The sequence below is a fragment of the Arsenophonus endosymbiont of Aphis craccivora genome (assembly GCF_013460135.1).
Lineage (GTDB): Bacteria > Pseudomonadota > Gammaproteobacteria > Enterobacterales > Enterobacteriaceae > Arsenophonus > Arsenophonus nilaparvatae.
The window spans coordinates 1,155,009-1,169,271 of record NZ_CP038155.1; the positions used below are offsets into that span (position 1 = coordinate 1,155,009).

The following is a 14,263-nucleotide window of genomic DNA, read 5'->3' on the forward strand; positions in this document are numbered from 1 at the left end:
AATAGAAGCCTTATTATAAGGCTTCTATTTCATTTAATATTTGCATACACCACTGTTCTATCCGTTCATCCGAATTGGTTGGTTTCATCGAGCGCTAGTACGACAAATTGGCTACCATCAGTGGTTAATGGTTTAAGGCTACTAAAGGTATATCCTGTTGTAGGCCAAAAGCAGACAAATTTTACATTCATCCGTAATAGCTGCTCATAAAGCATACATAGTGCGTCAAGAAACCAGTCACTATAATCGATTTGATCGCCTCAACCATATAGGGATACAAATTTGCCGGCTAAATTTAACGAACAGAGTTCATCCCAAATTGCTTGCCAGTCTTCTTGTAGTTCGCCGAAATCCCAAGTAGGAATACCTAAAATCAGAATTTGGTAATTTTCCATTAATTGCGGCGAAATATCTTTAAGGTTATATAAATCAACTAATTCTGCGCCTAGATTATACTGGATTTTTTCTGCAACCATTTCGGTGTAGCAGGTACTGGAACCATAAAAAAGACCAATTTTCATTTTGCAACTTGTTGTCATTTTGCGAGTAATAATAGAGTATTATAGCAGAAAAACATTAAAAAAATATTATAATTCAGTTAATTAAGGTTAATTTATAGGTTGAACTATAAGTCATATTATTTCATTAACGTTAATTAATATGGCTTTTTTTTTGATATGCCTCATATTATCATCAATAAAGATAGAAAATAATTATTTTTAACCTATTCTCTAATTAGTCCTTGCAATTTCTACGCCTTATTTGTTCATTCTATTCTTGTTAGATAGATACTTTCCCTGGTGTTGTGTTTGATATGTTTGCCAGTTAAAACTGGCTTTTTTTTATGCTATTTTCTATTTTTTATAATATTTAATATTATTTCTTTCAGATAATGGGATAAAAAACCAGATCTTAATCAGTCTAAAAGATAAATGTCGCGATCTGGTTTTAAGTTAATTTGCTAAAAAATTATCACATGGCAAGATATTATATTATTAGTGATCATGTTTAGCGCTTATTTATTGTAAACGCCTTTGTAGTGTACTAATTGCTCGGCGTACATTAGGTAATGGACCAATATTTATCCATTTATTACTAGTTTGATTGTATCCTTGCGGTGTGCCTGTTTCGATTAACAGTGAACGCATGTCTTTTGGTTTAATAACCTCACCAATATATTGTTTATACCATGATTGGATCGCCACAACAGCGGAAGCAACAATCGGCGTAGCAGATGATGTCCCCGAAAAAGTATGGGTATAATTATTATGCTCACCGGTATTGTAGAGATCGTTATAGCCGGTTGTGACAACATTTAGCCCCCAGCCTTACACATGTATCATGCTGCCATAAGTGGTGAAATCAGTGGGGATCCAGTATTTTTTATCACCTGCACCAACACGAATTGCACCGTTATCACCATCGTCATTACGATTTCTATATTCACTGTATAATTGATGATCTAAATCTTCAGCGCCATTGCCAGCCGCCATAATGACAATAATGCCGGCATCAGTGGCTTCTTTTGTGATATCCCAAACCGCTTTTTGGTAATCGGCTGGGACATATTTATTACGTGGCCCCATTGATTGTAATTCATAAATAAATACGTCTCCCGCCCTTAAGTATTTTAATGCTTTAGCAATTCCATTAACTCGTCCTGCTGGCGCTTCTGAAACACCATAAAAAGTATCTGCTCCATGCACTAATCCTTTTATACCCAATCCCATATCTTTGGCATACATTATTCCAGCAACTGCGGTGCCATGTTCATTTTTAAGTGGATACTCAGGTGATAGATTTATAAAACTTTTTCTTTGTAAATTAACATGCTCAAAATCAAATCCACCTTCTATATCGGCGCAGCGGATCCCTTGACCAACGGCTTTGTTGAATAAATCAGAATTAGCCGCCAGGATGGCTCCCTCTGCTACACCTGTTATCCGATCCTGACGCTGTGTGGCATACCCAACAACGTCATACGGTTCAGCGCTTTGACCATCGCCATTGCTTCACCTACCTGAGCCTCATAGTCACGCAGCCTCAGATGGCCACCCAGCAAAGTTTTTATGCGGAACATTGCTGTTTCTGCCACTGAACGCCGGTGATAACCCACTTTCTTTTTCCACATATCATTACTCCTGCTCAGACGCTGATTCGCCACCGCATGGTTACGTTCATGGTACTTGTCCGGCCAGTATTTCGCTCCGCTTCGCGGCGGGATAAGGGGCCTGATTTTCTTTCTTAGCAACGCGTCGTGGCAGTAACAGGCGTCATAAGCACCGTCTGCTGACACTTCCCTGATTTTCCGGTGGGTTTGGTTAATCAGGCCCGGCAGTGCCTGCGCATCTGTCGTTCCGCTGAGCGATAAGTCGGCACAGATAATCTCATGATTCACACTGTCTGCTGCCAGATGAAGCTTGCGCCACACTCTTCGTCTGTCAGCCCCATGCTGCCTGACTTTCCATTCACCTTCGCCAAAGACCTTCAGACCGGTACTGTCGATGACCAGATGCGAGATTTCACCACGCGTTGGCGTTTTTATGCTGATGTTGACGCTCTTTGCTCGTCTGCTGACCAGCGAGTAGTCCGGACAGCACAGCGGCAAAGACATGAGTTTAAAAATCGAATCAACGAAGCCCTGTAATGCCCGGAGTGACAGGTTAAACACACGCTTCATCATCAGGACAGTGGTAACAGCCATATCGCTGTAGTAAAGCGGCCGGCCACGACCTTCAGGCGAAGAACTGTCAGTCCATCCAGCGATGGCCGACTCATCAAGCCATACCGTCAGGGAACCGCGTTGTCTGAGTGCCTTGTTGTACGCGGGCCAGTTGGTAATTTTAAACTTTTGCTTTGCCATGGGGACCTGATGTTGAAACGAATTTAGCGATCAGCTCCGCCAATCACCTAAAAGTTCGATTTATTCAACAAAGCCATTTAATTCATAAAGAAACAATATTCATAAATGTGAAGATGACATTGTGGCAGAAAGCATTTTTTGAGGCATAATATGGTGCAATTAATTTACTAGGAGTGCTGTTGTGTCAACTGAAAAAAATAGAGACAGTCATCCGTTGATAGAACAATTTCTCGATACTGTTTGGCTTGAGCACAATTTAGCCGCTAATACGCTTTCTTCTTACCGTACTGATTTACAAGCATTAGTTAATTGGTTATCGCGCCATGGTAATGATCTGCTTACGGTGGAGATCATGGATTTACAATCTTTTCTGGCAGAACGCGTAGAGGGCGGTTATAAAGCTACCAGTTCTGCTCGTTTACTGAGTGCCATGCGACGCTTATTTCAGTATTTCTATCGTGAGAAACTGCGCACCGATGATCCGACGGCACAATTGTCGGCACCTAAATTGCCGAAACTGCTTCCTAAAGATCTCAATGAGAAAAAAGTTGAAGATTTACTGTATGCACCTATCACTAATGATCCGATTGAATTAAGAGATAAAACGATGCTTGAGGTGCTTTATGCATGTGGGCTACGTGTTTCTGAACTGGTTGGGCTAACATTAACAGATATTAGTTTACGTCAGGGTGTTATTCGGGTAGTGGGAAAAGGTAATAAAGAACGATTGGTACCCTTGGGTGAAGAGGCTATTTATTGGTTGGAAACTTATTTAACCGAAAGTCGTCCAATTTTACTTAATGGATTGACTAATGATGTATTATTTCCGAGTAAAAGAGGTACACAAATGACACGTCAGACTTTTTGGCATCGGATTAAACATTATGCAGCAATTGCTGGAATTGATAGTGAAAAAATTTCTCCTCACGTATTAAGACATGCTTTTGCCACCCATTTGCTGAATCATGGAGCAGATCTCCGTGTAGTACAAATGTTACTTGGACATAGTGATCTTTCTACCACCCAGATCTATACCCATGTTGCCACAGAGCGTTTAAGGCAATTGCACCAACAACATCATCCTCGAGGTTGATTGAGGATCAAGAAAATTCTAAATGAAAAAAAATATCGTATGGTTACTTGGTCTTCTGGCCGCAATGTCACATTCTGCATTGGCTGATGATGTGGCAATTAAAAGAACATTGAATAAAATGGGCATAGAAACTGAGAATATCCCTCCGTCACCTATTGTAGGTTTAAGTACAGTAATTACTAGCCAAGGTCTGGTTTATGTGACTGAAGACGGTAAGTATTTATTAGAAGGACCGATTTATGATTTAAGTGGTCCAATGCTAGTTAATGTTACAAATCAGATTTTGGCAAAGAAAATAGAAGCAATGAGTGACCAGATGATCATATTTAAAGCACCAGAGGAAAAATATGTTGTCACCGTTTTTACCGATGTTACATGTGGTTATTGCAAGAAATTTCATCAAGATATAGCAGAATATAATACAAAGGGTATCACCATACGTTATTTGGCATTCCCTCGTAATGGCCTTTACCACGAATTAGCTAAAACAATGACATCTATTTGGTGTAGTGCTGATCGACAAAAAGCATTAATAGACGCTTTTAAAGGCGAAACGATTTCTCCGATTGAAAAATGCAAAACAGTCGATATTGCCGCTCAATTTAATATCGGTCATATGCTTGGTATCAATGGGACACCCGCTATGGTGTTAGAAGATGGCACAGTAATACCTGGTTATATGACGGCAGATGATTTAGTTAAAGGGTTAGAAAAACTTAAGAAAAAATCATAATGAGTTAACAATAAATATGAAAATACAGCTTCGTCGCCGACCGAAAGCAGATGATAGCCACCTTCCTGCTCATTTGTCTCCGGTATTACGCCGTTTGTACGCTATGAGAGGTGTGTTATCAGAAAATGAGTTAGAAACAGGTGCAAAAGGATTGCTTAATTACCAATCACTTAATGGTATTGAAACAGCGGTTCAGTTATTAATCACTGCTCTGAATGAACATTGGCGAATTATAGTGGTCGGTGATTTCGACGCCGATGGTGCAACCAGTACGGCATTGACACTGCGAGCGCTGGGTGCGATGGGATATCGTCATTTTGATTATTTGGTTCCTAACCGATTTGAAGATGGCTATGGGCTTAGCCCGCAGGTTGTTGATCAAGCAATTAAAAGAAAAGCGCAACTTATTATTACCGTTGATAATGGTATATCTTCCTATGAAGGCGTTGCTGTTGCTCAACGACACGGTATAAAAGTGATTATTACCGACCACCATTTACCAGGAGAAACCCTGCCTTGTGCAGAAGCAATTATTAACCCTAATTTAGCTGATTGTCACTTTCCATCAAAAGCATTAGCGGGGGTTGGTGTCAGTTTTTATTTGATGTCAGCATTACGTGCTGCGTTGCGCCAGACTGGTTGGTTTGAGCAACAAGCACGTAAGATGCCTAATCTGGCTGAATTATTAGATTTGGTTGCATTAGGTACGGTAGCCGATGTTGTTCCCTTGGATAGTAATAATCGTATTTTAGTCTATCAAGGTTTAAACCGTATTCGGGCGGGACGAAGCTGTGTCGGGATCAAAGCCTTGATTGAAGTTTCCAAACGTGATGTTAGTCGTCTGGTTGCTAATGATTTAGGTTTCTCAATTGGGCCACGGCTTAATGCAGCGGGAAGATTAGATGATATGTCAATCGGTGTAGAACTGTTATTGACTGATGATATCGTTCACGCTAGAAAATTGGCTAATGAATTAGATAGTTTAAATCGTACCCGCCGCGAAATTGAACAGGATATGCAGCAAGAAGCTTGGCAGATTTTTGAGCAAATAGAAGAAAAACGTCATCAAATACCCAGTGGTCTTGCACTTTATCATCCTGAATGGCATCAGGGAGTAGTAGGAATATTGGCTTCTCGGATCAAAGAACGATTTCATCGTCCGGTTATTGCTTTCGCGCCGGCTGGTGAAGGGATTTTGAATGGGTCAGGGCGTTCCATCTATGGTTTGCATTTACGGGATGCCCTTGAACGCTTAGATACGCTTAATCCGGGATTAATTTTAAAGTTTGGTGGCCATGCTATGGCGGCAGGATTAACGCTGGAGGAGCAGAAGTTTACTCAGTTTCAAGAGAACTTTGCTAATCTGATGGCAGAACTACTGGATAACGATATGCTTGAAGGGATTATTTGGAGTGATGGTGAACTAAATAATGAAGAGTTGTCATTGGATATTGCTGAACTAATTAGAAATGGTGGGCCATGGGGACAGGCTTTTCCAGAGCCAATTTTTGATGGCAAATTTCACCTACTACAACAACGTCTCGTCGGTGATTGTCATCTAAAAGTGATGTTAGAACCACTGGCTGGTGGTCCGATGATAGATGGCATCGCCTTTAATATTGATACCGCTTATTGGCCTGACAATAGTATTAAAATGGTCGAATTGGCTTATAAACTAGATGTGAATGAGTATCGTGGTAATCGTAACATCCAGTTACTCATTCAGCATTTATGGCCTTGCGAATAGTATTTAGCCTATTTTGACCATCAACAGTGGTAGGTATAGTTATGATTTCCCTTATTATAATCACTATTTTTCTGCCACTAATTGCAACTAGTTAGATTTCAAGCATTATTCTTATAGTGGCATTTACTGACTAAAAGCGGCTATTTGGTTGGTAAAATGAGTTATCATGAAGCATATTGACTGAAAAACTATCATCCAGCAATCAGATCCGCTACAATAGGCGTTTTATATTTTTATGACTTTTAATGAAAATAACATAAATAAGATATAAGGGTATGTTTGAAATTAATCCAATAAAAAATCAAATTCAGGATCTGTCTGAGCGGACGAAGATCTTGAGGGGGTATCTTTGACTATGATGCCAAGAAAGAACGTTTGGAAGAAGTAAATGCAGAACTTGAGCAGCCTGATGTGTGGAACGAACCAGAGCGAGCCCAAGCATTGGGTAAGGAGCGTTCTTCTCTTGAAGCAATAGTAGAAACTATTGATGCCTTGATCCAAGGTTTAGACGATGTATCTGGTTTGCTCGATTTGGCAATTGAAGCTGATGATGAAGAAACTTTTCATGAGGCGGTCGCGGAGTTAACGCAGCTAGAAGGAAAACTGGGACAATTAGAGTTTCGTCGTATGTTTTCAGGGCAGTATGACAGTGCTAATTGTTATCTTGATTTACAGGCAGGCTCAGGGGGAACTGAGGCGCAAGATTGGGCTAGCATGTTGATGCGCATGTATCTTCGTTGGGCAGAATCAAAAGGTTTTAAAACAGAAATTATTGAAGCGTCAGATGGTGATGTTGCAGGCTTAAAATCTGCCACGATAAAGATTATTGGTGAGTATGCTTTTGGTTGGTTACGGACTGAAACCGGTGTTCATCGATTAGTGCGTAAAAGTCCTTTTGATTCTGGTGGTCGCCGCCATACCTCATTTAGCTCAGCGTTTATTTATCCTGAAGTAGATGATGATATAGATATTGAAATCAATCCGGCGGATTTACGCATTGATGTTTATCGGGCGTCAGGGGCTGGAGGCCAACATGTTAATAAAACAGAGTCAGCGGTACGTATAACCCATATTCCAACTGGCATTGTTACCCAATGTCAGAATGACCGTTCTCAACATAAGAATAAAGATCAGGCATTGAAGCAACTACAAGCAAAATTATATGAACTAGATATGCAAAAGAAAAATGCCGATAAACAAGCATTAGAAGAAAATAAATCTGATATTGGCTGGGGTAGCCAAATTCGTTCTTATGTGCTGGATAATTCTCGAATTAAAGATCTACGAACCGGTGTTGAAAATCGCAATACCCAAGCTGTGCTGGATGGTGATCTGGACAAATTCATTGAAGCAAGCTTAAAAGCTGGCCTATGAGGAAAAAAGATGTCTCAACAACAACAGGGTACTGAGCGGTCCTTTGATTTAAATAATGAATTAAAAACTCGGCGTGAAAAACTGGCCGGATTGCGTGGTAATGGCATTGCTTTTCCTAATGATTTTCGCCGTGAGTATTTATCTGGCGATTTGCATGGTAAATATGATGAGAACCATGCGGAAGAACTTACTGCACTGAATATTGACGTCTCTGTTGCCGGCCGAATGATCACACGCCGTATCATGGGTAAAGCCTCTTTTGCGACTTTACAAGATATGGGCGGTCGGATTCAGATTTATGTTTCTCGCGATGACTTACCAGAAGGTATTTATAACGAACAGTTTAAGAAATGGGATCTGGGTGATATTCTTGGTGTTAAGGGTAAATTATTTAAGACCCAAACAGGTGAGTTAACCATCCATGCGCATGAAGTCTATTTATTAACCAAAGCATTACGACCTCTGCCAGATAAATTCCATGGGCTGGCAGATCAGGAAACGCGTTATCGCCAACGTGACCTCGATCTTATTGCGAATGAACAATCGCGCCAGACTTTTATTACGCGTTCACGTGTGTTGTCGGCTTTACGTAACTTCATGGTTAGTAAAGATTTCATGGAAGTCGAAACACCCATGATGCAGGTTATACCGGGTGGTGCAGCGGCACGTCCATTTATTACTCATCATAATGCGTTAGATATTGATATGTATCTGCGTATTGCGCCAGAACTTTATTTGAAACGTTTAGTTGTTGGCGGATTCGAGCGAGTTTTTGAAATTAATCGTAATTTTCGTAATGAAGGCATTTCGCCGCGGCATAATCCAGAGTTTACCATGATGGAACTGTATATGGCTTATGCTGATTATAAAGATCTTATTGTGTTAACCGAAGAGTTATTTAAAACGGTAACGCAAGAAGTATTAGGTACAACCCAGGTAACATATGGTGAGCATTCATTTGATTTCGGGCAGTCTTTTAGCAAAATGACGATGAAAGAAGCGATAGTCAAATATCGGGCCGAAACTGATCCGGCTGATTTGGATGATCTGGCTAAAGCGACAATCATCGCAAAATCACTCAATATAGAGGTAGAAAAAGGCTGGGGATTAGGCCGTCTGCAGTGTGAGATTTTTGAGGCAGTGGCGGAAAGCCATTTGATCCAACCGACATTTATTACTGAATATCCGGCAGAAGTTTCTCCGTTGGCTCGTCGTAATGATAATAATCCATTTATTACCGATCGATTTGAATTCTTTATTGGTGGTCGTGAAATTGGTAATGGTTTTTCTGAGCTAAATGATGCAGAAGATCAAGCTGAACGCTTTGCTGAGCAGGTTCGTCAGAAAGATGAGGGTGATGATGAAGCCATGTTTTATGATGAGGATTATATCAATGCACTGGAGCATGGATTACCACCAACGGCTGGTTTAGGTATTGGTATTGATCGGATGATCATGATATTAACCAATAGTCATACAATTCGTGATGTCATTCTGTTTCCAGCATTACGGCCTGGTAAATAGTTTAGCAAATTGGATAAATAGTGCCTGGCTTCAGCCAGGCACTGCTATTATTTGTCGCCAATATAGTATTTAACGCTTGCCTGCTTATTGAAATAGCTTGCCTCATTAGGGTTGTTTGTCGTCAGTATAATATTTAACGCCGATGCGGATAATCTCCCGCCCTTGTGTGCGCCGATGTTTATTGGTATCACGCAGAGAATAGATACAACCGCAGTATTCTTGTTGATAAAATTGTTCGCGCTTACTAATTTCCACCATTCTTGCGGAACCACCTTGTTTACGCCAGTTATAGTCCCAATAAGTTAGGCCATCGTAATGGCTGGCGGCACGCTTACCGCAATCATTGATCTGTTGCATATTCTTCCAACGAGAAATACCTAATGAACTGGAGATAATGCTAAAATCATGCTCGGCAGCATAAAGAGCGGTACGCTCAAATCGCATATCAAAACACATAGTGCAACGAATTCCACGCTCAGGTTCTTGCTCCATCCCCTTGGCACGTGCAAACCAGTTATAACTATCATAATCAGCATCAACAAACGGCACATTATGCTGCTCGGCAAAACGAATATTTTCGTTTTTTCGGCTCTCATATTCTCGTTGTGGGTGAATATTTGGATTATAGAAAAAAATAGTATAATTAATACCTGAAGCACTTAGTGCTTCCATTACTTCACCTGAGCAAGGAGCGCAACAAGAATGCAGTAATAATTTATTTGCGCCATTAGGCAGCGTTAGTTTAGGACGGGTAAATTTATCCATGGTTGCAAATTTTTATAGTAATCGATAATAGGGCTAATAATAACAGCAAGCGAGAGATATATAATAGTCTTTTTATTTTTTGGGTCAAATTTGTTTGCGATGGACGCCGAGAAGGTTTATTGCCGTTTATAATCGATAAAAATACCCACTATATTTTACTTAAAGTAATTTTACATCGATTTAGATTGATATAAAAATTTATTTTATTAGATATTAATATAATATTGGATAATTTTTCATTGTGGTATTAACTAATATAAATAGTTAGTTAAAGTAAAACTTTTTTATATCAAATATTGCAATAAGATAATATTTCAATCAATAAAAAATATAGCAGAAAATATGGTAAATAAAATTTAGCAACTGTTATTTAGTATAAAAACTCCTACTAAACAACAGTGTTAGCTAGTCGTAAATAAATAGAGAAATTTTATGAAGAAATTGAATGTTATAAATTAAATTTTAAGCTGGAGAAAATATTGAAGCATTTGTTAAATATTTTAATAATAGAATTTTTGGTTAAGAAATTCACCTTTTATCTGTTTTTATATCACTAAATGATGCTTTAGTTGCTTGCTGTTAGTCATATAAACCAACAACTGCCAACCAGTTCACACTTTCTTGATATGGTTTTTGCTGTAATAAGCCATGTTACATGCTTTAGGACTTGATTTTTGCAAAATAAAATAATTAAGCAGTCAATAGGAGTTTATTGCATGAGAGCATTGAGCGTTATTATATTGAGTATATTTATGTCATTATGGGCTTTGTTGAATGTTGAATAAATCAGAATTAGCCGACAGGATGGCTCCCTCTGCTACACCTGTTATCCGATCCTGACGCTGTGTGGCATACCCAACAACGTCATACGGTTCAGCGCTTTGACCATCGCCATTGCTTCACCTACCTGAGCCTCATGTCACGCAGCCTCAGATGGCCACCCAGCAAAGTTTTTATTAAGTTGAAGAAAATTGATGTATTTCTGTCTATTGTAATTTTTTCTTCTCATCTAATTATGGTTAGTGTGGTGTAATATTGCGCTAATTCAAGAGCAAAGCAATGACACCGTTTTTATTTATAATGAGTAAGCAGCGAGTATGTCTACATCTATTGAAGTATTTGCTCATCATTGGGCTTTTGCAATATATCTTATCGGTGCTCTTGGTCTGTGTTCCTTAATGTTACTGGGTGCTTATTACCTCGGTGGTAGATCCCAAGCCAGAGCAAAGCATATCCCTTATGAATCCGGCATTAATTCTGTTGGTAGTGCCCGTTTGCGTATATAAGCCAAATTTTACTTGGTTGCAATGTTTTTTGTTATTTTCGATGTTGAAGCGTTATTCCTTTATGCGTGGGCAGTCTCTATTACAGAAAGTGGTTGGTTAGGCTTTATTGAGGCAAGTATTTTTATTTTGGTGCTATTGGTGGGTTTATTCTACTTGGTTCGTATTGGGGCACTTAATTGGACGCCAGAGCGTTCACGTCGCCATGTTGCAAAACCGAGTGAAATAATTAAAACTAAAAATCGTCACCCCTAGTAAAATTGAGGCATTCAAAGATGTATTATACGCTAACTCGCATTGACTTAAATGGTGAGAATGACCGTTATACCTTGCAAACACAGCAAGTTGTCGGGGATCCATTAGAGCAGCATGTTCATCGTAGTGTTTATATGGGTAAATTAGAGCATGCTTTACATAATATGGTGAATTGGGGCAGAAAGAATTCTCTCTGGCCGTACAATTTTGGACTTTCTTGTTGCTATGTTGAAATGGTGACTTCTTTCACTGCGGTGCATGATGTCGCCCGATTTGGTGCTGAGGTACTAAGGGCATCATCGCGACATGCTGATTTTATGGTTGTTGCCGGAACCTGTTTTACTAAGATGGCACCTGTTATTCAACGACTTTATGATCAGATGTTAGCGCCTAAATGGGTAATTTCTATGGGGGCATGTGCTAACTCTGTTGGTATGTACGATATTTATTCTGTTGTACAGGGGGTTGATAAATTTCTTCCTGTTGATGTCTATATACCAGGTTGTGTCCACCACGTCCTGAAGCTTATATGCAAGCTTTATTATTATTACAAGCATCGATTGGTAAAGAACGTCGTCCATTATCGTGGGTGGTCGGCGATCAGGGTGTTTATCGCGCCAATATGCAATCTGAAAAAGAGCGTAAGCGTGGTGAAAGAATAGCGGTCAAAACGCTACGAACACCCGATGAAATATAAGGCTTAAAAATATAAGCTATTCAGCGTAACAGAAGCAATGTGTTGCGGTCGTAATAAACCTGATCAAGCGTTGTGGTGCATAATGATAACAGATCAGATAACGCAAGAGAGTGTCAGGCCGGCATGGCAAACTTATGATCATTGTGATGATCCAATAATTTTGACACTGAGTAACCAATTCAGTCCAGATGCTTTCACCATTCAATCAACTCGTACCGGAATGTTGGTTATATGGATCAAACGTGAACAACTTCTTGCCGTAATAGAGTTTTTGAAAAAACAGCCTAAAACTTATGTAATGCTGTTTGACTTACATGGGGTTGATGAGCGGCAACGAGTATATCTGCAAGGTTTGCCTGAAGCGGATTTTTCCGTTTTTTACCATCTTATTTCTATTGAGCGTAACCGCGATATTATGTTGAAAGTGGCGCTTAGTGAGAAAGATCTTAATATTCCCTCTATCGTTTCTTTATTTCCCAATGCTAATTGGTATGAACGTGAAGTATGGGATATGTTTGGCATAATATTTAATGGCCATCCGAATTTGCGACGGTTATTAATGCCAATGACCTGGGAAGGACATCCGTTATGTAAAGATTATCCGGCCAGGGCCACTGAATTTGACCCTTTTGTTTTAACCCAACAAAAGCTTGATTTAGAGATGGAGTCACTGACCTTTAAACCCGAAGAATGGGGAATGGCGAGGGGCAACGAACATGAAGATTTTATGTTCTTGAATCTGGGCCCCAATAATCCCTCATCTCACGGAGCCTTTCGCATTGTACTGCAACTAGATGGTGAAGAGATTCTCGACTGTGTACCGGATATTGGTTACCATCATCGAGGTGCAGAGAAAATGGGCGAGCGCCAATCTTGGCACAGTTATATTCCCTATACTGACCGCATTGAGTATTTAGGTGGCTGTATTAACGCAATGCCTTATGTATTAGCGGTAGAAAAACTAGCAGGAATTGACGTTCCTGATCGAGTTAAGACTATCCGCGTTATGTTGTCAGAGTTATTCCGTATTAACAGCCATTTACTCTATATCAGTACCTTTATTCAGGATGTCGGTGCCATGACGCCGGTTTTTTTTGCGTTTACCGATCGTCAGAAAATTTATGACATTGTTGAAGCGATCACCGGTTTTCGTATGCATCCAGCTTGGTTTCGGATCGGGGGTGTTGCTCATGATTTACCGAAAGGCTGGCAAAAACTATTGCAGGAGTTCCTTGACTGGATGCCAAAGCGATTGGATTCATATGTCAAGGCAGCATTGCACAATATAGTATTCTTAAAGGGCGTTCAGTTGGTGTCGCTGCTTACACGACTAAAGAAGCATTAGATTGGGGGGTCACTGGCGCCGGATTACGCGCGACGGGCCTTAATTTCGATATTCGTAAATGGCGACCCTATTCAGGTTATGAAAACTTTGAATTTGAAGTTCCTATCGGCAACAATGGCGATTGTTATGATCGAGTGATGTTAAAAGTGGAAGAACTGCGGCAAAGCCTGCGGATTCTTAAGCAATGCTGAAATAATATGCCTGCAGGACCATTTAAAGCCGATCATCCCCTAACTACTCCACCACCGAAGGAACGCACTTTACAGCATATTGAAACCATGATTAATCATTTTTTACAAGTTTCATGGGGGCCAGTTATGCCCGAAAATGAGGCTTTTCAGATGATTGAAGCAAAAAAAGGGATCAATAGTTACTATCTGACCAGTGATGGTAATACTATGAGTTATCGCACCCGCGTTCGTACACCAAGTTTTGCCCATTTACAGCAAATTACTGCTGTGATCAGAGGCAGCCTGGTGTCTGATCTTATTGTCTACCTTGGTAGCATTGATTTTGTCATGTCAGATGTGGATCGTTAATGATGCAAGATGAATTTAATCCCAATCAACAGCAAAAGCGGCTCG

Annotated in this window: 8 protein-coding genes and 6 pseudogenes; 9 read left to right on the forward strand and 5 right to left on the reverse strand. The window is 40.0% G+C overall.

What is annotated here, in order from left to right; translation table 11 throughout:
• Positions 1 to 13 precede the first annotated feature (13 nt).
• From fldB to E3U36_RS06130, 3 genes and pseudogenes are all read right to left on the reverse strand, one after another.
• A pseudogene (gene fldB / locus E3U36_RS06115) lies at positions 14 to 521 on the reverse strand (flavodoxin FldB).
• Between the two features lie 498 nt (positions 522 to 1,019).
• Positions 1,020 to 1,943: pseudogene (locus E3U36_RS12580) on the reverse strand (S8 family serine peptidase).
• Positions 1,940 to 2,863 carry an IS5 family transposase gene (locus E3U36_RS06130; RefSeq protein ID WP_180816122.1) on the reverse strand — a complete coding sequence of 308 codons (924 nt, stop codon included), beginning with the start codon at positions 2,861 to 2,863 and terminating at the stop codon, positions 1,940 to 1,942. Before E3U36_RS06130 ends, E3U36_RS12580 begins: the two are co-directional and overlap by 4 nt.
• Between E3U36_RS06130 and E3U36_RS06135 the strand changes: the two genes are divergently transcribed.
• The 6 genes from E3U36_RS06135 to lysS all read left to right on the forward strand — a co-directional run bounded on the left by E3U36_RS06135 (position 2,857) and on the right by lysS (position 9,334).
• The gene (locus E3U36_RS06135; RefSeq protein WP_180817439.1) at positions 2,857 to 3,012 is read left to right on the forward strand and encodes a hypothetical protein; all 156 of its coding nucleotides are present in this window, start codon (positions 2,857 to 2,859) and stop codon (positions 3,010 to 3,012) included. The genes E3U36_RS06130 and E3U36_RS06135 overlap by 7 nt on opposite strands.
• Positions 3,013 to 3,044: 32 nt before the next feature.
• A complete protein-coding gene (gene xerD / locus E3U36_RS06140) occupies positions 3,045 to 3,956 on the forward strand; it encodes a site-specific tyrosine recombinase XerD (protein ID WP_180817440.1) in 912 nt (303 codons plus the stop codon).
• Between the two features lie 22 nt (positions 3,957 to 3,978).
• Positions 3,979 to 4,689, forward strand: a complete 711-nt coding sequence (gene dsbC, locus E3U36_RS06145) for a bifunctional protein-disulfide isomerase/oxidoreductase DsbC (protein WP_180817441.1) — start codon at positions 3,979 to 3,981, stop codon at positions 4,687 to 4,689.
• 10 nt (positions 4,690 to 4,699) lie between these two features.
• On the forward strand, positions 4,700 to 6,436 hold the full coding sequence (recJ, locus tag E3U36_RS06150; RefSeq protein ID WP_180817559.1) for a single-stranded-DNA-specific exonuclease RecJ: 1,737 nt from the start codon (positions 4,700 to 4,702) through the stop codon (positions 6,434 to 6,436).
• Between the two features lie 275 nt (positions 6,437 to 6,711).
• Positions 6,712 to 7,810, forward strand: a protein-coding gene (gene prfB, locus E3U36_RS06155; RefSeq protein ID WP_180817442.1) for a peptide chain release factor 2 whose coding sequence is annotated in 2 segments (ribosomal slippage) — positions 6,712 to 6,786 and positions 6,788 to 7,810 — 1,098 coding nt in all. Because the reading frame shifts where the segments join, the coding sequence is not laid out codon by codon here.
• Positions 7,811 to 7,819: 9 nt separating this feature from the next.
• A complete protein-coding gene (gene lysS, locus E3U36_RS06160) occupies positions 7,820 to 9,334 on the forward strand; it encodes a lysine--tRNA ligase (protein ID WP_180817443.1) in 1,515 nt (504 codons plus the stop codon).
• Between the two features lie 105 nt (positions 9,335 to 9,439).
• Here lysS and E3U36_RS06165 read toward each other — a convergent pair whose 3' ends face one another.
• Together E3U36_RS06165 and E3U36_RS06170 are read right to left on the reverse strand one after the other, a co-directional pair.
• The gene (locus tag E3U36_RS06165) at positions 9,440 to 10,099 is read right to left on the reverse strand and encodes an epoxyqueuosine reductase QueH (protein ID WP_180817444.1); all 660 of its coding nucleotides are present in this window, start codon (positions 10,097 to 10,099) and stop codon (positions 9,440 to 9,442) included.
• 826 nt (positions 10,100 to 10,925) lie between these two features.
• Positions 10,926 to 11,056 (reverse strand): annotated as a pseudogene (locus tag E3U36_RS06170) (IS5/IS1182 family transposase); the annotation flags it as partial.
• Between the two features lie 140 nt (positions 11,057 to 11,196).
• Here E3U36_RS06170 and E3U36_RS06175 point away from each other — a divergent pair.
• The 3 pseudogenes from E3U36_RS06175 to nuoC all read left to right on the forward strand — a co-directional run bounded on the left by E3U36_RS06175 (position 11,197) and on the right by nuoC (position 14,218).
• Positions 11,197 to 11,637 (forward strand): annotated as a pseudogene (locus E3U36_RS06175) (NADH-quinone oxidoreductase subunit A).
• Between the two features lie 20 nt (positions 11,638 to 11,657).
• Positions 11,658 to 12,334: pseudogene (locus E3U36_RS06180) on the forward strand (NuoB/complex I 20 kDa subunit family protein).
• Positions 12,335 to 12,416: 82 nt separating this feature from the next.
• Positions 12,417 to 14,218 (forward strand): annotated as a pseudogene (nuoC, locus tag E3U36_RS06185) (NADH-quinone oxidoreductase subunit C/D).
• Positions 14,219 to 14,263 lie beyond the last annotated feature (45 nt).